This is a genomic window from Luteimonas suaedae (genome assembly GCF_008312895.1).
In the GTDB taxonomy this organism is placed as follows: Bacteria; Pseudomonadota; Gammaproteobacteria; order Xanthomonadales; family Xanthomonadaceae; genus Luteimonas; species Luteimonas suaedae.
Map to the genome: position 1 here is coordinate 187,438 of NZ_VSSP01000002.1, position 17,439 is coordinate 204,876.

Below are 17,439 nucleotides of genomic sequence, written 5' to 3' on the forward strand. Positions count from 1 at the left end.
GTCGCGTGCCGGGACGACGCGCGACCCGCCGCATCGCGAGGTAGCGCAGCGGCATGTCGATCCCGCTCACGTGCCCTGCGGCTCGCGGAACTGCATCTTGTGCAGATGGGCGTACAGGCCACCCTGCGCCAGCAGTTCGGCGTGCGTGCCCTGCTCCACCAGGCGGCCGTGGTCCAGCACCAGCACCTGGTCGGCGTGCTCGATGGTCGAGAGCCGGTGCGCGATCACCAGCGTGGTGCGCTCGGGCATCAGCCGGTTGAGCGCGTCCTGCACCAGGCGCTCGGATTCGGTGTCGAGCGCGGCGGTGGCCTCGTCGAGGATCAGGATCGGCGCATCGCGCAGGATCGCGCGCGCGATCGCCAGGCGCTGGCGCTGCCCGCCCGAGAGCAGCGCGCCGTTCTCGCCGATCGGCGTGTCCATGCCCTGCGGCAGGCGCTCGATGAACTCCCAGGCGTTGGCGTCCTCGGCGGCGCGGCGCAGCGCCTCCGGATCGGCATCGGCGGCATAGGCGATGTTGGCGGCGGCGCTGTCGTCGAACAGCATCACCCGCTGCCCGACCAGGGCGATCTGGCGCCGCAGGTCGGCCAGGCGGTAGTCGTCGAGCGGCACGCCGTCGAGGGTGATGGTGCCGCTGCTGGGCTGGTAGAAGCGCGGCACCAGCCGCACCAGGCTGGTCTTGCCGCTGCCGGAGCGGCCGACGATCGCAGTCACGGTGCCCGGACGCGCGCTGAAGCTGATGTCCTGCAGCGCCATGCCGTCGCTGTCCTCGTCCCTGGCATAACGCAGGCCGACGCGGTCGAACACCAGTTCGCCGCGTGCGCGCTGCAGCGGGACCTTGCCGGTGTCGCGCTCCTCCTCGTCATCGATCACCGCGAACAGTCTTTCCGCGGCGGCCACGCCGCGGCCGATCACGCTCTGCACGTTGGTGATCCGTCGCAGCGAGGGAATGATGCCCATCATCGCGGTCATCAGCTTGACGAACTCGCCGGGATTGAGCTGCCCCACCAGGGCCTCGCGCGTGGCCACCCAGACGATCGCCGCCAGCGCGATCGCCGCCAGGATCTGCACCAGCGCCGAGGCCGTGGCGCGGGTCGCCTCGACCTTCATGTTGAGGCGCAGCACGCGGTTGGTCAGGCCCGCATAGCGCGACCGCTCGAACGCCTGCGCGCCGTAGACCTTGACGTCCTGCTGTGCGGCCAGCGACTGCTCCGCACTCTGCGCCAGATCGCCCATGCCGGTCTGGATGCCGCCGCTGATGCGGCGGTAGCGCTTGCCCACGAACCACACCAGCAGCCCGATCAGCGGCGCCACGATCACCATCGCCAGGGTCACCTTGACGCTGGTCATGAACATGATCACCAGCAGGAAGGTGATGGTCAGGCCGTCGGCGACGAGGACCTTCAGCGCATCGGCGCTGGCCTGCGCGACCTGCTCGGTGTCGAAGTTGAGACGGCTGACCATCGCCGGTACCGATTCGCGGTCGAAGCGCGCGCTCGGCAGGCGCAGGTACTTGCCCAGCACCTGGTCGCGCAGGTCGCGCACCACGCTGCGGCCGGCACGGGCCATGCCGTAGTCGGTGGCGAAGGTGGCGACGCCGCGCAGCATGAACAGCGCCACGATCGCCAGCGGCAGCAGCACCGCCGCGGACGGCTGCGGATCGACGAAGCCGTCGTTGACCAGCGGATCCATCAGCTGCACGAAGGCGGCGCCGGCCGAGGCCTCGATGATCATGCCCACCAATGCCACCGCCAGCAGCGGCCAGTAGCGCATGGCATAGCCCAGCAAACGCCGGTAGATCGGCCAGGCGGCTTGCGCTTGCGTCGGCTCGGCCATCAACCGGTCACTGCGCGCCCGCGACCGCGGACGCCTCCGGGGCGGTGGCGATGGAGATCTGGCGGAAGCCGAGCTGGCCCAGCGCGTCCATCGCCGTCACCACCGCCTGGTGCGGCGTGCGCGCGTCGGCGCGCAGCAGCACCGGCCGTTCGCGATCGTCGCCCGCGACTTCGGCGATGGTGCGTTTGAGCGATTCGACATCGGTGCGCAGCGCTTCACGGTCGTCGACGAAGTAGCGGCCGTCGGCGTTGACCAGCACGCTCAGCGACCTGGTCTGCTGCTCCGCCTGATCGGCGTTCGCGTGCGGCAGTTCGAGCTTGAGCACCGAGCGCGCGTCGAAAGTGGTGGTGATCACGAAGAAGATGATCAGCACCAGGATCACGTCGATCAGCGGCACGAGATTGATCTCGGGCGAATCCTCGGCGCGACGGTCGCGGATGCGCACGCGGGTCAGCCCTGCACCGGCACGGCGTCGCCGGGGGCCAGCGGCGGCACCGACGCCGCCACGCGCCGCGCGCGCGGATCGATCACGTCCATCAGCTGGATCGCCTCGTGCTCCATCGCCACGATGTAGCCGTCGATGCGGGCGCGAAAATGGCGGTGAAACATCAACGCCGGCACCGCCACGATCATGCCGGTGGCCGCGCACACCAGCGCCTTGCCGATGCCACCAGCGAGCTGGTTCACGTCGCCGACGCCGTAATCCATCACCCCGAGGAACATCTGGATCATGCCGACCACGGTGCCGAACAGGCCCAGCAGCGGGCCGGCCGCGGCGATCGTGCCGAGCGCGTTCAGGTAGCGCTCCATGCGATGGGTGATATGGCGGCCGATGTCCTCGACCCGCTCGCGGATCTCCTCGCGCGGGCGGTTGCGGGTGTCCAGCGCCGCGGCCAGCAGCGCCCCCAGCGGCGAGGTATTGCGCAGCGAATCGATATGGGTCGGGTCGAGCCGGCCGCGCACCGCCCAGGCGCGCACCTCCTCGCCCAGGCCCGGCGGCAACACCGCCTTGCGCCGCAGCGCCCAGGCGCGCTCAACGATGATCGCCAGCCCCGCCGCCGACATCAACAGCAGCGGAATCATCGGCCAACCGCCGGCCTTGACCAGTTCCAGCACGTGTCTTCCCCGGGCCCCGCGGGCCGAATCGAAACCGGCCGATAGGATAGCGTAGCCGTCGGTCCGGCCGGCGCGATGCGGCTCAGGGGACGGAAATCCGGATTCCTGTTCTGGAAGCGCCGTTCAGGTGCCACCTGGCGAGCCGATCACTGCCGTGATCCGCGCCACCTGTCGCGACTTCCGTCGTTCCCACAGGATTCGGCCGGCTTTGCTTCCCGTGGGAGCGACGGAAGTCGCGACTGCATCCGGCGCCACGAATGACCCAGCCTCAGCCCTGTCCGGGTCCATGCATTCAATCTCCCGGTAGTATCCCGACCGCACTCTCCTGCCGCCTGGCCGCATCCCACAGGCGCGGATGCGTACGGCGGCGCGAGGACGCCGTCACCCCGTCGCGCGTGATTCCGACGCGCAGCGCACCACCGGGCGCGGTGTCGAGCACTTCGGCGCCGGCCTGCTGCCAACGCCGCACCACGCGCTCCTGCGGATGGCCGAAGCGGTTGCCGTAGCCGGACGCCACCAGCGCGTAGTCCGCGCCCGTCGCGGCCACGAAGCCGGGATCGGAGGAACTGGCGCTGCCGTGGTGCGCCACCAGCACCACCTCGGCCCGTATCTCGGCGGGGTCGTCGCGCAACAATCCGCGTTCGATCACCTCGCCAATATCCCCGGTCAGCAACGCCGACCCGTGCGCCGTCTCGATCCGCAACACGCAGCTGGCCTCATTGCCCAGATAAGGGAAGTGCAGCGTCGGATGCAGGAACCGGAAGCGCACCCCGTCCACTTCCCAGTCCGTGCCGGCCAGGCATGGCGCAGCGCCGGCGATCCCGGAACCGTTCGGCGCGAACAGCCGCGCCGGCCCGAATCGCCGCCGCACCGCTTCCAGCCCGCCGGCATGGTCGCCGTCGCCATGGCTGACCACGGCGGCATCGAGCCGTCGCACGCCGAGCGCCTGCAGCGCCGGCACCACCACCCGCTCGCCGGCGTCGTAGCCGTCCGGCGCCGCCGGTCCCATGTCGTACAGCAGTGCATGCCGCGCGGTGCGCACCAGCACCGACAGCCCCTGCCCGGCATCGAACACCACCAACTCGGCCTCCCCTTCGCGCGGCAACTCGCGATCCGGCCACAGCAGCGGCAGCCACAGCAATGCCGCCAACGCCTTGCCGGGCACGCCGCGCGGGAGCAGCAGCCAGAACGCGCCCAGCAGTGCCAGCGGTAGTGCATACCAGCGCGCCTCGGGCAGCCACCACAGCGCGAACCGGCCGGATGCCAGCCACTCGAACAGCGGCCAGCTGAGATCGAAGCACCACGCCGCCAGGCGCCAGGCCCAGGTGCCGGCGCCTGCATGCAGCGCTTCCAGTCCGGTGCCGAGCAACGACAGCGGCACCACCACCAGGCTCCACCACGGGATCGCGACCAGGTTGGCCAGCGGCCCGGCCAGCGAGGCCTGCCCGAACAGGATCGCAGTCAACGGCAGCAACCCCAGGGTCGCCACCCATTGCGCCGACAGGAACCCGCGCAGCAGCGGCTGCTCGCGCGTGTGCGGCAGGCACCACACCAGCCATGCGACACCGGCGAAGCTGAGCCAGAACCCGGCCGCCAGCACCGACAGCGGATCGACCAGTAGCACCGCGATCGCCGCCAGCGCCAGCGAATCGGCCACCCGCAGCGGCCGTCGCCACAGTCGTGCCGCCACCACCACCGCGATCATCAGCACCGTGCGTACCGTGGGCAGCGCCCAGCCGGCGACGGCGGCGTAGAACAGCGCCCCACCGAACGCCGCGAACGCCGCCGCCTGCGGGCGTGGAACGCGCCGGCCCAGCGACGGCAACAGCCGCCACACGCCCGCCGCCAGCAGCGCGAAGAAGCCTGCCACCAGGCCCACATGGAAGCCCGAGATCGCGATCAGATGGGTCAGGCCCGTCGCGCGCAGCGTCTCCCAGTCGCGCTCGTCGAGCCGGCGCGTATCGCCCAGCGCCAGAGCACGCACGTAGCGCGACGCGGCGCCGGGGACCGTCCTGTCGATCCTGCCGGCGAGCCCGTCGCGCCAAGCGTCGATCCCGGCCGCCGGCGCCAGCCACTCGACCGGATCGGCATCACGCACGTAGCCCACCGCCGCCAACCGCCGCGCCAACGCATGCTTCTCGCTGTCGAACCAGCCCGGGTTGCGCAACCCTCGCGGCGCACGCAACCGCGCGGTGAAGCGCCAGCGGCTGCCGGGCGCGATATCGAACCGGCGCGGATCCTCGCCCTCCCAGCCGTCGTACCACGACAGCCGCAGCAGTCGCCCGCGCAGGAACGCCGGCTGCCCCGCATCGCGATCGACGCGGAACAGGAACCGCGTGCGCCGCTCCTCGTGCTCGGGCAACTGCACCACACGCCCGGCGACCACGAAATCCGCACGTTCGTGCTCTGGCGGCAACTGCACCGAGAGCGCGAATGCGGCCTGCAAGCCGCACAACGCGAAGCTCGCTAATGCGGCCCCTGGAACCCGCGCATGCCGCCCGTATCCCCAACCGGCGATCCCGATGCCGAGGGCAAGCAACAGCCACGGCCAGGCCGGCAGCCCCGGCAGGTACAGGCAGGCCGTAGCGCCGGACAGCAGCGCGAACGCGATCACGACGCCGAACGGCGGGACTGCAATGGCATCTGTAGTGCGGTCTTCCATGACCTCCTTCTCGTAGCTTGCTCAGCGATCCAGAGGACTCAACACCGCAAAACCTGCTGTGGTTGAGCCCCAAGCAACCGCTCCGGCAGGCGTTCCATGCGCGTCTGTTACCGCCTCATTTCTCGCCTGATAACACTTAGCACCTCATTCCGTGAGATATGCAATGCCATCATTGCGCGCCCAGCGTGCAGGACGCCATCATCCAAACCGTTGATTCCGTGTAGGAATACTCCGATTGACCGGCCCTGGAGGAAGCTGAATACTCCGCGCTATCACCCCGATTCGGGTCTACTAAGCGTTAAGCCGCTCTGGAGAGCGCAGTGAAGTTGAAGATCCTCCTGGTAGCAATCTGTGCAATCGCTGGCTGCGCCAATCTCCCTAGAGAGACAGGGGCTCAAGAGAGTCAATGCGATCTCTCACGACTAACCTCCAGAGTCGATGTGGATCCAACAACACTTTGCGTGGCGAACGCACTCGCGAAAAGATGCTCCGCTTCAGATCAATGCTTCATTACGTGTGAGAGCAATGGTGCCCCTTTGATCGGCGGAGGCTGTTCCCACGTGTGCAACAACGCGGCTATGACAGATGAGCGCTATGCTCGCGAAGGGCCGAGCCTCACCGATGAGGCAGCCGCCTGTTACAGCAGGTGAGCGGCCTAACGATTCGTTCAAGCCGATGCCGCTTCGCGGCACGGCTTAACTCAGGCGTTAGAGCCCTATGGGAAAAACGGTGAGCACTACTTCCCAGAAGCTTGCGCTTCTCCTCGGTCTACTTTCTGCTGTAGGCGCCGCGGCAATGCCGATGCTGTACACGCCGCAATTCCGTCTAGTGTTCGAGTCGTTTGGGGCCGAGCTGCCGATGGTCACCAATCTGTTCGTGCACTACAACCAAGTCTTTTGGCTGCTTCCTGCGCTAGTCATTGCAGCCTGGTTCTTCTGGCCCACTGCCCAACGTCGTGCATTGGCTGCTTGCCTCATCGGTGTCGCCAGCATGGTGCTTGTTGTTCCCGCCACAGTCGCTGCCATGTACTTGCCTGTCTTTGCGTCAGGCAACGCCTCGTGACGGGCTCTAACCATTCATTCAAGCCGACGCCGCTTCGCGGGCCGGCTTAATTCAGGCGTTATGTGGTGGTGGAAATGGTATGGCCGGCAGTAGACCTGACAACGCAAGTCAATCCTGCTTCGGGGGTACGGCTCGGCTCAGGCGATAGGCCGCACGCGGAGTTCCATTGACATGCCAAAGCTCATCGCACTGCTTCTGCTGGCGCTTTCGGCACTCTCGATCGGCACGCTTGTTTCTGGCACCAGCTATTCCGAGTGGCTTCTCCCAGGTGGCTTGCCTCTCGGCAATGCCTTGGCGGCTGCTGGTCTGTGCTTCTTGGCCGGCGCAGCCTTCTTGCTCAGCCCACCCAGCTCAATCCGTCGTCGCGTCTGCCGGGCGGCTTTGGTATCTGCGATTCTTTGGCTACCTGTTTCCATTGCACTGGCTGGCAATCTCGAACTGAATTTCTCCGGTTCTCGTGGCACGGCCTGGCTGGTGGCTAGCTCGGTCACCGCTATTGCGGTGCTGAGCTCATTGCTGTGGGCGGCTGCTGGTTTGCTATTCGGTTCGAGTGGCAAGTCCTCGTCGATTCGCGCCGCTGGTTGAACTCCAGCATCAGGCTTTGCAGGAGAACGCACCATGGGTGGCAGGGGGAGCAGAAGCGGATGGGTCTGTGCGGCGGCGGCGCTGGGTTTGCTGACGTGCCTCTGGATCGGATGGCGTGATTTCGACCCCAACGTGCCCCAGGACATCGTTCGGGAGACGATTCGGGCCACTCCACGCTTGATCATCCAGTTGCTCGTGCAGTACATCGTGCCCTTCGCCCTTGCGGCATTCCTGGTGACCGAGCTGATGGCCAAGCTTCGTAAGCCCAACGGCAGAAGGTGAATTCGGCCATCTCAAGTACGATAGGCCCAGTAACCGAGAGGGCTTGTCGCGGAGGGGAAGCGAACCCCCGTTTCGCGGTTCGAACCCGTCCAGGCGAACGCTCGTGATCCCCGACAAGAGAGGAGCTTCCATGCCAGAAACACTCGAAGGCGGCTGCCAGTGCGGCGCCGTGCGTTATCGCATCAACGGCAGCCCGGTCATGGCGGCGCTGTGCCATTGCTCGATGTGCCGGCGCGCGAACGCGGCGCCGGCCGTGGCCTGGGCGATGTACGAGGAGTCGCAGGTGACGTTCCTGGGAAGCCCGCCGGCGGTCTACGCGTCATCGCCGGAGGCGCGGCGGAGCTTCTGCGGCCGCTGCGGGACGCAGATCGGCTTTGCGGCCGACTACATTCCGGGGATGATCGACATCACGATCGGAAGCCTGGACGAACCGGAACGGATGCCGCCGATGTTTCACTACTGGACGTCCCGACAGCTGCCGTGGCTGCGGGTGGCGGACGAACTGCCCCGGTTTCCGGAGTTCCCTCCGACGGAATGACGCTGCCACGGTTGCGATGGTCGGGAGCAACCCTCCGCCTGCGACGCAACGAGACCTGGAGCCGTCCAATGGGCGATGAATGCGTTTTCTGCGAGATCGTGCGCGGCAATGCGCCGGCCAGCGTGGTGTATGAGGACGAGATGACGATGGCCTTCATCGGTCCGCGGCAGTTCCATGCCGGGCACACGTTGGTCATTCCGCGCGGACATTTTCGCGACGTGCGCGATCTCGATCCTGAAACGGGCGCGGCTGTGATGGCGACGGTCTCGCGCATCACCCGCGCCGTCGGGCTGGCCTTTCCCAACCAGGGGCTCAGCCTGTGGCATTCGATCGGCGAGGCGGCGTTCCAGGAGGTGCCGCATCTGCACATCCACGTCCATCCGCGAAAGCTCGACGACGACTTCCTGCGTATCTATCCGCACGCCCCTGCCCTGCCCGACCAGGACACCCGCGACCGGTACGCGGCGCAGGTGCGCGCCCATCTGGATTGATCGCGGTCCGGCACGATGCCGGCGGCATTGCAGGATCGATCAGACGTCGGCGGCCGCCACTTCGCGCAGCCTGCCTTCGTGCAGTTCCAGCACGCGGTCGAGCTTGCGCGCCAGCCGGCGGTCGTGGGTGACCATCACCAGGCTGGTGCGCTGGGCGCGGTTGAGTTCCAGCATCTGCTCGAAGACGGTGGCGGCGGTGCGCTCGTCGAGGTTGCCGGTGGGTTCGTCGCCGAGTACGCAGGCGGGATGGTTGACCAGCGCGCGGGCGACGGCGGCGCGCTGGCGCTCGCCGCCGGACAGTTCGCCCGGCTTGTGCTCGAGCCGCGGGCCAAGCCCGACCGCTTCGAGAAGCGTCTGCGCCCGTTGCCGCGCCGCGGGCACGTCGCTGCCGGCGAGCACGACCGGCAGCATCACGTTCTCGAGCGCGGTGAACTCGGGCAGCAGGTGGTGGAACTGGTAGACGAAGCCGAGCGCCCGATTGCGCAACTGGCCGCGGGCGGCGTCGGACAGCGCGCTCATCCGTTGCCCGGCGACATACACCTCGCCGGCAGTGGGCGTGTCGAGTCCGCCGAGCAGGTGCAGCAGGGTGCTCTTGCCCGCGCCGGATGCGCCGAGGACGGCGACGGTCTCGCCGGCGTGTACCTCGAAATCGAGGCCGCCGAATACCGGCGTGACAAGCTTGCCTTCGCTGTAGGTCTTGCCCAGATTCTCTGCGCGCACGACCGCCTCGCCATGCATCTGCATTTGTCCTTCCGATTCCCGATTCCCGATTCCCGACTCCCGGCTATTCATAGCGCAGCGCCTCCGCCGGCGCGGTGCGCGCTGCGCGCCAGGCCGGGTAGATGGTGGCGAGGAAGGCCATCGCCAGCGCGACCAGTCCGATGATGGTCACGTCGTCGGGATTGAGTTCGGTCGGCAGGCCGGTGATGTAGTACACGTCGGGCGGGATCAGCACGACATCGAAGGCGCCTTCGATCGCACGCAGGATGTACTCGAGGTTGAACGTGAGCAGGATGCCGCCGAGCACGCCGAGCACGGTGCCGATGATGCCGATCAGCGTGCCCTGCACCATGAACACCTGGAGCACACCGCGCGGCGTCAGGCCGAGGGTGCGCAGGATGGCGATGTCGGCCTGCTTGTCGGTCACCAGCATCACCTGCGAGGACACCAGGTTGAAGGCGCCCATGGCGATGATCAGCGACAGCAGGATCGCGATCATGGTCTTCTCCAGCCGCAGCGCGCGGAACATGTTGGCGTTCTCGCTCGACCAGTCGCTGACCCGGTAGGGCCCCTGCAAGCGCACCGCGAGGTCGCGCGCCACCTCCCAGGCCTGGTTCATGTCGTGCAGCCGCAGGCGCACGCCGGTGACGCCGCCGCCGATGCGCAGCACGCGCTGCGCATCCTGCATGTTGACCACCGCCAGGCCCTTGTCGAACTGCTGGTGGCCGGCCTCGAACAGGCCGCTGACGGTATAGCGCTTGAGCTGCGGCACACCGCCCATCGGCGTGGTCTGGAAATCGGTGGTGACGATGACCTTGTCGCCGACCGACACGCCGAGCCACAACGCCAGCTCTCGGCCGAGAATGATGTTGAAACTGCCCGGCTGCAGGTCGTCCAAGCTGCCCTGCACCATCTTGTCGGCGATCACCGAGACGTGCCGTTCCTCTTCGGGAACGATGCCCTGCAGGAAGGCCGGCTGCGGTTCGGAGGTGTTGCCGCTGATCATCGACGGCCGCTCGACGTAGGGCGCGGCGCCGGCGACGCGCTCGTCGCGCAGAGCTTCGTCGACCGCGTGCCGCCAGTCCTCCATCGTGCCGCCGACGGCACTGACGGTGGCGTGCGCCGACATCTGCAGCAGGCGGTCGCGGATCTCGCGCTGGAAGCCGCTCATCACCGCCAGCGTGGTGATCAGCGCGGTGACGCCGATGGCGATGCCGAGGATCGAGGCGAGCGAGATGAAGGAGATGAAGCCGTTGCGGCGCTTGGCGCGCAGGTAGCGCAGGCCGATGGCGACGGGAAGGGGTTTGAACATCGGCTCTCGCTGGCTCCGGGCGGCATGCCGCCTGGAGGTCGGCATGAAGGCCGCTATGGTGCCATCGAAGCCGCTCCACGCGCAGCCTGCGGGTCGGGCGCGGCCAGCCGGAGTTCACGTCGTCGCGCCGGCGGCAGGGTGTCCGGCCACCAGGCCAGGCGCTGCGCCCTGCCCCGGGCGTCGCGCCAGTGCAGAAACGCGAGCGGGCCGCGCCAGCGCAGCGCCACGTCCGCGACCGGTTTGCCGTCCAGCGATACCGGCGCGGCGCCACCTGCGAAGACGAAGCTGCGTGCGGGCCTGCGCGCCTCACGCCGCAGCACGGCCAGGCCATGGCCGACCGCGGCCAGCGCCAGTGGCCAGGCGACCAGGCGCGGCATCTCAGAGGCGAGCACGGCGAATGCGGCCAGCGGCGCCATCACGGCCAGGATCGCCAGCAGCCAGCGCGACGGCCGCCAGGGGATCTCCGCGCGCGCAGGAACCACGTGGCGGATGTGGTGCGCATGCGCAGACCGATCCGCAGTGCGGGCAGCGGCGCCGCGGTCAGTGGAGTTCGCGGATGCGTTGGACGAGCGTGTCGAGTGCGGCATCGGGAACGGCCTCGTAACCCATGAACCAGCGCCAGAGCCTATCGTCCTCGCAATCCAGAAGCTGTAGGAAAACCCCGCGTTCGGCGTCGGAAGCCGCCGCCCATGCGCGATCGAGGTAACGGGTGAACAGGACGTCCAGTTCGCGCATGCCGCGACGGCATTTCCAGCGCAGGCGCCGCAGCTCGGCCGCGTCGACGGCGTTCATGCCGCCAGCAGGCCCCACGCCAGCCGCAGCCACAGCAGCAACAGCACCACTGCACCGAGCAGGAACACCTGGAAGCGGTGCATGACCGTGTTGTATCCGCACTGGATGACGCTGTGGGCGATGCGCAGGGCGACGAACGTCCACGCCAATCCCAGCACCGTCGGCGTGACCTGCGCAGACAACGCCGCCACGACCAGCGCGAAATAGAACAGCACCGGCAGCTCGAACAGGTTGCGAAAGTTGTCGGCGGCGGTGCAATCGGTGAGCTTCGCTGCCGCCTGCGTGGAGGTCGCCACCGTCTGCGGGTGGATGCGCTCGCGCCGCATCTGCGCCACCCGGCGCCGGTACATGACCGCCATCACCACGAAGGTGAGCGCGACCATGGCGAGACCGGGTAGGAGGATCGATTGGATGACCATAAGTCCCCTCGAAATGCGCTCGGACGAGAGCTGGAATCCGGATACCGGATACCGGATACCGGATACCGGAAGAGCGTCGTGCCTTTGCTCGTCATCCCGGCGAAAGCCGGGATCCATTGTCGAACACGGGCAAGTCCAAATGGATCCCGGCTTTCGCCGGGATGACGATACCGGCGCCTTTCACGTCACCGGTGCAAGCCTGTATCCGACAATCACCTTGTTACCACCTCAGCCGCGGCGCGCCAGCATCATCTGCTTGATCTCGCCGATCGCCTTGGCGGGATTGAGGCCCTTCGGACAGGTGCGCGTGCAGTTCATGATGGTGTGGCAGCGGTAGAGCTTGAACGGATCCTCGAGGTCGTCCAGGCGCGCGCCGGTGTCCTCGTCGCGGCTGTCGATGATCCAGCGATAGGCCTGCAGCAGGATCGCCGGGCCGAGGTAGCGGTCGCCGTTCCACCAATAGCTCGGGCAGCTGGTGGTACAGCAGGCGCAGAGGATGCATTCGTACAGGCCGTCGAGCTTGGCGCGGTCGTCCTTGGACTGCAGCCGCTCGCGATCCGGCGGCGGCGCGCTCTGCGTGCGCAGCCACGGCTTGATCGACGCGTACTGCGCATAGAAGTGGGTCATGTCGGGGACGAGGTCCTTGACCACGTCCATGTGCGGCAGCGGATAGATCGGCACCTCGCCCTTGCCCTTGCCGCAGTCGTCGATGGCCCTGGTGCAGGCCAGCGTGTTGGTGCCGTCGATGTTCATCGCGCAGCTGCCGCAGATGCCTTCGCGGCACGAGCGGCGGAACGTCAGCGTGGGATCGATCTCGTTCTTGATCTTGATCAACGCGTCCAGGACCATCGGCCCGCAGTCGTCGAGATCGATCTCGTAGGTATCGGTGCACGGATTGCGGCCGTCGTCCGGATTCCAGCGATACACCTTGAAGCTGCGCACGCGCTTGGCGCCGGACTTCGCCGGGAAATGGCGGCCCTTCTGGATCTTCGAGTTCTTCGGGAGGGTGAATTCAGCCATGTGGGATCCGTGATTCGTTAATTCGTGACTGGTGATTCGCAAAGACGGGATTCGTGTCGCTCTGGCTTCTACGAATCACCAATCACGAATCACCAATCCCGGCTCTAATACACCCGCGCCTTCGGAGGCACGACCTCGACCTCGTCGTCCAGCGTATACATGTGCACCGGGCGATAGCCGATGTACGTCTCGCCCTTGTCGCTCACCCAGCACAGGCTGTGCTTGTGCCAGTTCTCGTCGTCGCGGTCGCCGAAATCCTCGCGCGCGTGGGCGCCGCGCGATTCGGTGCGGTTCTCGGCCGAGACGATCGTGGCCAGCGCCTGGCCGAGCAGGTTCTGCAGCTCCAGGGTCTCGACCAGGTCGGAGTTCCACACCATCGAGCGATCGCTGACCTTGACGTCGGCGAAGGAGGCGTGGATTTCGCGAATCTTCTTCGTCCCGGCGGCGAGCGTCTCGCCGGTGCGGAACACGGCGGCGTCCTCCTGCATGGTGCGCTGCATCTTGTCGCGGATCACCGCGGTCGGTGTGCCTCCGTTCGCGTTGCGCACGCGGTCGAGGTTGGCCAGAGCGCGGTCGCAGGCGTCGTCGGCCAGTGGCTTGTGCGATTGCCCGGTCCGGATCGTGGCGGCGCAACGGTCGGCCACCGCGCGGCCGAACACCACCAGGTCGAGCAGCGAATTGGAGCCGAGCCGGTTGGCGCCGTGCACCGAGACGCAGGCCGCCTCGCCGATGGCGTACAGGCCGGGCACCACCGCATCCGGATCGCCGTCGCGCAGCTGCACCACCTCGCCGTGGTAGTTGGTGGGGATGCCGCCCATGTTGTAGTGCACCGTAGGCAGCACCGGAATCGGCTGGCGGGTCACGTCGACGCCGGCGAAGATCTTGGCGGTCTCGGCGATGCCGGGCAGCTTCTCGTGGATGTCGTTGGGATCCAGATGGGTGAGATCCAGGTGGATATGGTCCTTGCGGTCGCCGACGCCGCGGCCTTCGCGGATCTCGATCGTCATCGAGCGGCTGACCACGTCGCGGCTGGCCAGGTCCTTGGCGTTGGGCGCGTAGCGCTCCATGAAGCGCTCGCCCTCGCTGTTGCGCAGGATCCCGCCCTCGCCACGCACGCCCTCGGTGATCAGGCAGCCGGCGCCATAGATGCCGGTCGGGTGGAACTGCACGAACTCCATGTCCTGCAGGCCCAGCCCGGCGCGCAGCGCCATGCCGCCGCCGTCGCCGGTGCAGGTGTGCGCCGAGGTGCAGCTGAAGTAGGCGCGGCCATAGCCGCCGGTGGCCAGCACCACGCCGTGGGCGCGGAACAGGTGCAGAGTGCCCTCGGCCATGTCCAGCGCCAGCACGCCGCGGCAGGCGCCCTCCTCGTCCATGATCAGGTCGAGCGCGAAGTACTCGACGAAGAAGCGCGCATCGTGCTTGAGCGACTGCTGGTACAGCGTGTGCAGCATGGCATGGCCGGTGCGGTCGGCGGCGGCGCAGGTGCGCTGCGCGGTGCCCTTGCCGTAGTGCGTGGTCATGCCGCCGAAGGGGCGCTGGTAGATCTTGCCGTCCTCGGTGCGCGAGAACGGCACGCCCTGGTGCTCGAGCTCGATGATCGCCGGGACCGCCTCGCGGCACATGTACTGGATGGCGTCCTGGTCGCCCAGCCAGTCCGAGCCCTTGATCGTGTCGTAGAAGTGGTAGCGCCAGTCGTCCTCGCCCATGTTGCCGAGCGCGGCGGAGATGCCGCCCTGCGCCGCCACGGTGTGCGAGCGGGTCGGAAACACCTTGGTGATGCAGGCGGTCTGCAGGCCCTTGGCGGCGAGGCCGAAGGTGGCGCGCAGCCCGGCGCCGCCGGCGCCGACCACGATCATGTCGTACTTGTGTTCGGTGATCTTGTAGGCGGTGCTCATCGGGACTCTTTTCAACGGGGCGTCAGGCCAGCACGGCAATGCGGGCGATCGCGTACAAGGACGCGATCGCGCCGATGACGCAGACGAGGATGACGAGGAACTGCAACGCGACCTCGACTGCGCGCGCGTGCACGTAGTCCTCGATCACCACCTGCAGGCCCATCTGGGTATGCCAGAACATCGACAGCGCGAACACCGCCATCAGGATCGCGTTCCAGGGGCGCGCCAGGGTCTCGCGCACCGTCTCCAGGTCGGCGCCGATCATCGACACCAGGGTGCCGATCAGCCATGGCACCAGCAGCGCCAGCACCACCGCGGTCACCCGCTGCCACCAGAAATGGCCGGTGCCGGACTTGGCCGAGCCCATGCCGCGCGCGCGCCCCACCGGGGTGCGGAAATCACGGCGTGCCGGCGCCTCTGCGGGCTTCGCTTCGTTCATGCACCACCCCATAGCACGGCGAACCAGATCGCCGCGGTCAGCACCACGGTCAGCCCGAACACGGCGTAGCCGGACCGGTAGACCTCGGGAAGCTCGAAGCCCCAGCCGGCGTCCCACAGCAGGTGGCGGATGCCGTTGAGCAGGTGGTAGACCAGCGCCAGCGAGAAGCCGAACGTGGCGACCATGCCGACCGGCGAGGCCAGGCAGGCGGCGACGGTGGCATAGGCCTCGCCGCCCTGCGCCACCGCCAGCAGCCACCACAGCAGCACGAAGGCGCCGACCGACAGCGCCATGCCGGTGACCCGGTGCAGGATCGACATCGTCATGGTGATCTGCCAGCGGTAGACCTGCAGATGCGGCGACAGGGGGCGTTCGCGGTTCGTCATCGCTGGGCAGGGCTCCTCGCTGGGCGGCCGGCGGCCGCGTGGCTGGTAGGCATCATGATCGACGGCCTAGAAATCGATGCAGCGGCCGTTCTTTTCCCAGTCGCCGTAGCGCGTCGGCTCGGGGCCTTCGCGGCCGCCGATCTCGGGCGCCTGCGCCGGTTCCGCAACAGGCTTTTCCGCCTGTGCCGGATCCGGTGCGGGAGCGCTTTCGCCTATCATGGCCGGGTCATTCACCACCGAAAGTCTAAGTCCCGCCCCCATGTCCCACAAGTCGGCGTCCAGCAACGGCGCTTTTTTCGCCATTCCCGACCACCGCGTGCTGGTGCTGGAAGGGCGCGATGCGGCCAAGTTCGTGCAGGCGCAGTTCATGAACGACGTCGCCGCGCTGGCACCCGGGCACTGGCAATGGAACGGCTGCCTGACGCCCAAGGGGCGGGTGATCGCACTGTTCGCGCTGTTGAAGTTCGACGACGAGCGGCTGTGGCTGCTGCTGGCCGACGCCGATCCGGCCGCCTTCGCGGCGCAGCTGCAGCGATTCGTGTTCCGCAGCAAGCTGACGATCCGGGTCGAGGACGGCCTGCATGCCGTCGGCGCCTTCGCCGTCCCCACCCTGGCGCGCGGCGCCGCGATCGCGGACGCGGCCGATGGCGCGATCGAGCTCGACCTGGGCGCCGCGGACGGACCGCGTACGCTGCGGATCGCGAGTGTGCCGGGCGAGGACGACACCGATGCCCTGGTTCGCTGGAATGCGTTCGACCTCGCCCACGGCCGGCCGCGGCTGTCCGCCTCGCAGGTCGAGCAGTGGACCCCGCAGCAGCTTTCGCTCGACCGCCTGGCCGCCTATAGCGTGAAGAAGGGGTGCTACCCCGGCCAGGAGATCGTGGCGCGCACGCACTTCCTGGGGCAGGCCAAGCGCGGCCTGGCGCGGCTGACGGCCGCCGCCGCGGCGGCGCCGGGCGATCCGGTGGCTGCCGAGGGCAAGGAGCTGGGCAAGGTGGTCTGCAGCCATGGCGGCGAAGCCCTCGCGGTACTGCCGCTGCAGTTGCCGGACGCGCCGTTGGACGTCGCCGGCGCAACGTGCAGGCCGGCCCCGCTGCTGGACGGACTCGCCCGCTGAGGGCCCGCTGCGGCGCCCTCCGCGCCCGCGAAAACGCTTGAACGGAATCATCCGGCGGCTGCTATGCTCGGCGCCAAGGGGGAAGTCGCTGTGGCCGTCCGCTGCCGACGATCCGGAACGGCCCAACAGGTGGGCCCGACCGCTCCATGGCAGGGATTGCTGCAACGATGGTCGTCGAGAGCCGTCTTGCAACCGTATCCAGAGGAAGGGAAGGGGAAATGAAGATCAAGCTGATGTTTTCGGCCGTCGCCGCGATGGCCGTCGTGTTGTCCGCATGCCACACCACACCGCCACCGGCGCCGCAGCCGCAGGAACCGGCCATGCCGCCGCTGGCGTCGACGTTCCTGGAGAAGTTGTCCGCCGATGGCCTGTTCGCCTTCGGCAAGGCCAGCATCGACGACTTCAGTCCGGAAGGCCGCATGGCGCTGGACGATCTCGCCACGCGCCTGACTGGCGAACGCCCGCTGGAGATGGTGCACGTGATCGGCCACAGCGACCGGATCGGCAACGACCGCGCCAACCTGAAGCTGTCGACCCGCCGTGCCGAGGCGGTACGCGAATACCTGATCGATCGCGGCGTTCCGGAAGACCGCATCACCGCCGTCGGCCGCGGCAGCGTCGAGCCGGTGGTCGAATGCGATGGCGATCGCGGCCAGGCGCTGGTCGATTGCCTGGCGCCGAACCGCCGCGTCGAGGTGCGGGTCGAGTTCGCACGCTAATCGCAGCTTCGGACGCACCCATCGCCGGGTGCGTCCGGCTCTGCGGAGTCG

General features: G+C 67.9%; 21 protein-coding genes. 7 read left to right on the top strand and 14 right to left on the bottom strand.

The features are described 5' to 3' along the window. Positions 1-66: 66 nt before the first annotated feature. The 4 genes from msbA to FXO19_RS05010 all read right to left on the bottom strand — a co-directional run bounded on the left by msbA (position 67) and on the right by FXO19_RS05010 (position 5,611). Positions 67-1,833 carry a lipid A export permease/ATP-binding protein MsbA gene (gene msbA, locus FXO19_RS04995; RefSeq protein WP_149193980.1) on the bottom strand — a complete coding sequence of 589 codons (1,767 nt, stop codon included), beginning with the start codon at positions 1,831-1,833 and terminating at the stop codon, positions 67-69. A 7-nt stretch (positions 1,834-1,840) separates the two neighbouring features. Then, entirely contained in the window at positions 1,841-2,278 is a 438-nt protein-coding gene (locus FXO19_RS05000) for an ExbD/TolR family protein (RefSeq protein WP_149193981.1), read from the bottom strand. A 5-nt stretch (positions 2,279-2,283) separates the two neighbouring features. Next, positions 2,284-2,949 (bottom strand): MotA/TolQ/ExbB proton channel family protein, encoded by a 666-nt coding sequence (locus FXO19_RS05005; RefSeq protein ID WP_187775631.1) that lies wholly within the window; start codon positions 2,947-2,949, stop codon positions 2,284-2,286. A 292-nt stretch (positions 2,950-3,241) separates the two neighbouring features. Further along, positions 3,242-5,611, bottom strand: a complete 2,370-nt coding sequence (locus FXO19_RS05010) for a DNA internalization-related competence protein ComEC/Rec2 (protein WP_149193982.1) — start codon at positions 5,609-5,611, stop codon at positions 3,242-3,244. Positions 5,612-6,340: 729 nt separating this feature from the next. On the opposite strand from FXO19_RS05010, the gene FXO19_RS05015 reads away from it, so the two are divergent. The 5 genes from FXO19_RS05015 (at position 6,341) to FXO19_RS05030 (ending at position 8,569) form a co-directional block, all read left to right on the top strand. Further along, complete coding sequence (locus FXO19_RS05015; protein WP_149193983.1) at positions 6,341-6,673, top strand: hypothetical protein; 333 nt, start codon at positions 6,341-6,343, stop codon at positions 6,671-6,673. A 171-nt stretch (positions 6,674-6,844) separates the two neighbouring features. Beyond that, on the top strand, positions 6,845-7,258 hold the full coding sequence (locus FXO19_RS05020) for a hypothetical protein (protein ID WP_149193984.1): 414 nt from the start codon (positions 6,845-6,847) through the stop codon (positions 7,256-7,258). 132 nt (positions 7,259-7,390) lie between these two features. Next, positions 7,391-7,540 (top strand): hypothetical protein, encoded by a 150-nt coding sequence (locus tag FXO19_RS19145; protein ID WP_187775632.1) that lies wholly within the window; start codon positions 7,391-7,393, stop codon positions 7,538-7,540. Positions 7,541-7,643: 103 nt separating this feature from the next. Continuing rightward, positions 7,644-8,078, top strand: coding sequence for a GFA family protein (locus FXO19_RS05025; protein ID WP_223115431.1), 435 nt, complete (start codon positions 7,644-7,646; stop codon positions 8,076-8,078). 68 nt (positions 8,079-8,146) lie between these two features. Continuing rightward, complete coding sequence (locus FXO19_RS05030; RefSeq protein WP_187775633.1) at positions 8,147-8,569, top strand: HIT family protein; 423 nt, start codon at positions 8,147-8,149, stop codon at positions 8,567-8,569. Positions 8,570-8,608: 39 nt separating this feature from the next. Here FXO19_RS05030 and lolD read toward each other — a convergent pair whose 3' ends face one another. From lolD to FXO19_RS05080, 10 genes are all read right to left on the bottom strand, one after another. Then, a complete protein-coding gene (lolD, locus tag FXO19_RS05035; RefSeq protein ID WP_425481442.1) occupies positions 8,609-9,313 on the bottom strand; it encodes a lipoprotein-releasing ABC transporter ATP-binding protein LolD in 705 nt (234 codons plus the stop codon). Between the two features lie 40 nt (positions 9,314-9,353). Continuing rightward, positions 9,354-10,601, bottom strand: coding sequence for a lipoprotein-releasing ABC transporter permease subunit (locus tag FXO19_RS05040; RefSeq protein WP_149193987.1), 1,248 nt, complete (start codon positions 10,599-10,601; stop codon positions 9,354-9,356). A gap of 53 nt (positions 10,602-10,654) precedes the next feature. Beyond that, positions 10,655-11,083 (bottom strand): YgfX family protein, encoded by a 429-nt coding sequence (locus tag FXO19_RS05045; protein WP_255516300.1) that lies wholly within the window; start codon positions 11,081-11,083, stop codon positions 10,655-10,657. Positions 11,084-11,141: 58 nt separating this feature from the next. Further along, positions 11,142-11,393, bottom strand: coding sequence for an FAD assembly factor SdhE (locus FXO19_RS05050; RefSeq protein WP_149193988.1), 252 nt, complete (start codon positions 11,391-11,393; stop codon positions 11,142-11,144). Continuing rightward, entirely contained in the window at positions 11,390-11,776 is a 387-nt protein-coding gene (locus tag FXO19_RS05055) for an MAPEG family protein (protein ID WP_223115432.1), read from the bottom strand. Before FXO19_RS05055 ends, FXO19_RS05050 begins: the two co-directional genes overlap by 4 nt. A gap of 264 nt (positions 11,777-12,040) precedes the next feature. Beyond that, a complete protein-coding gene (locus tag FXO19_RS05060) occupies positions 12,041-12,832 on the bottom strand; it encodes a succinate dehydrogenase iron-sulfur subunit (protein WP_149193990.1) in 792 nt (263 codons plus the stop codon). A 104-nt stretch (positions 12,833-12,936) separates the two neighbouring features. Next, positions 12,937-14,727 (bottom strand): succinate dehydrogenase flavoprotein subunit, encoded by a 1,791-nt coding sequence (sdhA, locus tag FXO19_RS05065; RefSeq protein ID WP_149193991.1) that lies wholly within the window; start codon positions 14,725-14,727, stop codon positions 12,937-12,939. Between the two features lie 22 nt (positions 14,728-14,749). Then, positions 14,750-15,166 carry a succinate dehydrogenase, hydrophobic membrane anchor protein gene (sdhD, locus tag FXO19_RS05070; RefSeq protein WP_149193992.1) on the bottom strand — a complete coding sequence of 139 codons (417 nt, stop codon included), beginning with the start codon at positions 15,164-15,166 and terminating at the stop codon, positions 14,750-14,752. Then, positions 15,163-15,552 carry a succinate dehydrogenase, cytochrome b556 subunit gene (gene sdhC / locus FXO19_RS05075; protein WP_149193993.1) on the bottom strand — a complete coding sequence of 130 codons (390 nt, stop codon included), beginning with the start codon at positions 15,550-15,552 and terminating at the stop codon, positions 15,163-15,165. The genes sdhD and sdhC overlap by 4 nt, the downstream gene beginning before the upstream one ends. A gap of 66 nt (positions 15,553-15,618) precedes the next feature. Next, positions 15,619-15,771, bottom strand: coding sequence for a DUF1674 domain-containing protein (locus tag FXO19_RS05080; RefSeq protein ID WP_149193994.1), 153 nt, complete (start codon positions 15,769-15,771; stop codon positions 15,619-15,621). A 40-nt stretch (positions 15,772-15,811) separates the two neighbouring features. Here FXO19_RS05080 and ygfZ point away from each other — a divergent pair, with 40 nt between their 5' ends. Together ygfZ and FXO19_RS05090 are read left to right on the top strand one after the other, a co-directional pair. After that, positions 15,812-16,669 (top strand): CAF17-like 4Fe-4S cluster assembly/insertion protein YgfZ, encoded by an 858-nt coding sequence (ygfZ, locus tag FXO19_RS05085; RefSeq protein ID WP_149193995.1) that lies wholly within the window; start codon positions 15,812-15,814, stop codon positions 16,667-16,669. A gap of 218 nt (positions 16,670-16,887) precedes the next feature. Beyond that, positions 16,888-17,388: an OmpA family protein gene (locus FXO19_RS05090; RefSeq protein ID WP_187775634.1), complete on the top strand. Its 501-nt coding sequence runs from the start codon at positions 16,888-16,890 to the stop codon at positions 17,386-17,388. The last annotated feature ends 51 nt before the right edge of the window (positions 17,389-17,439 follow it).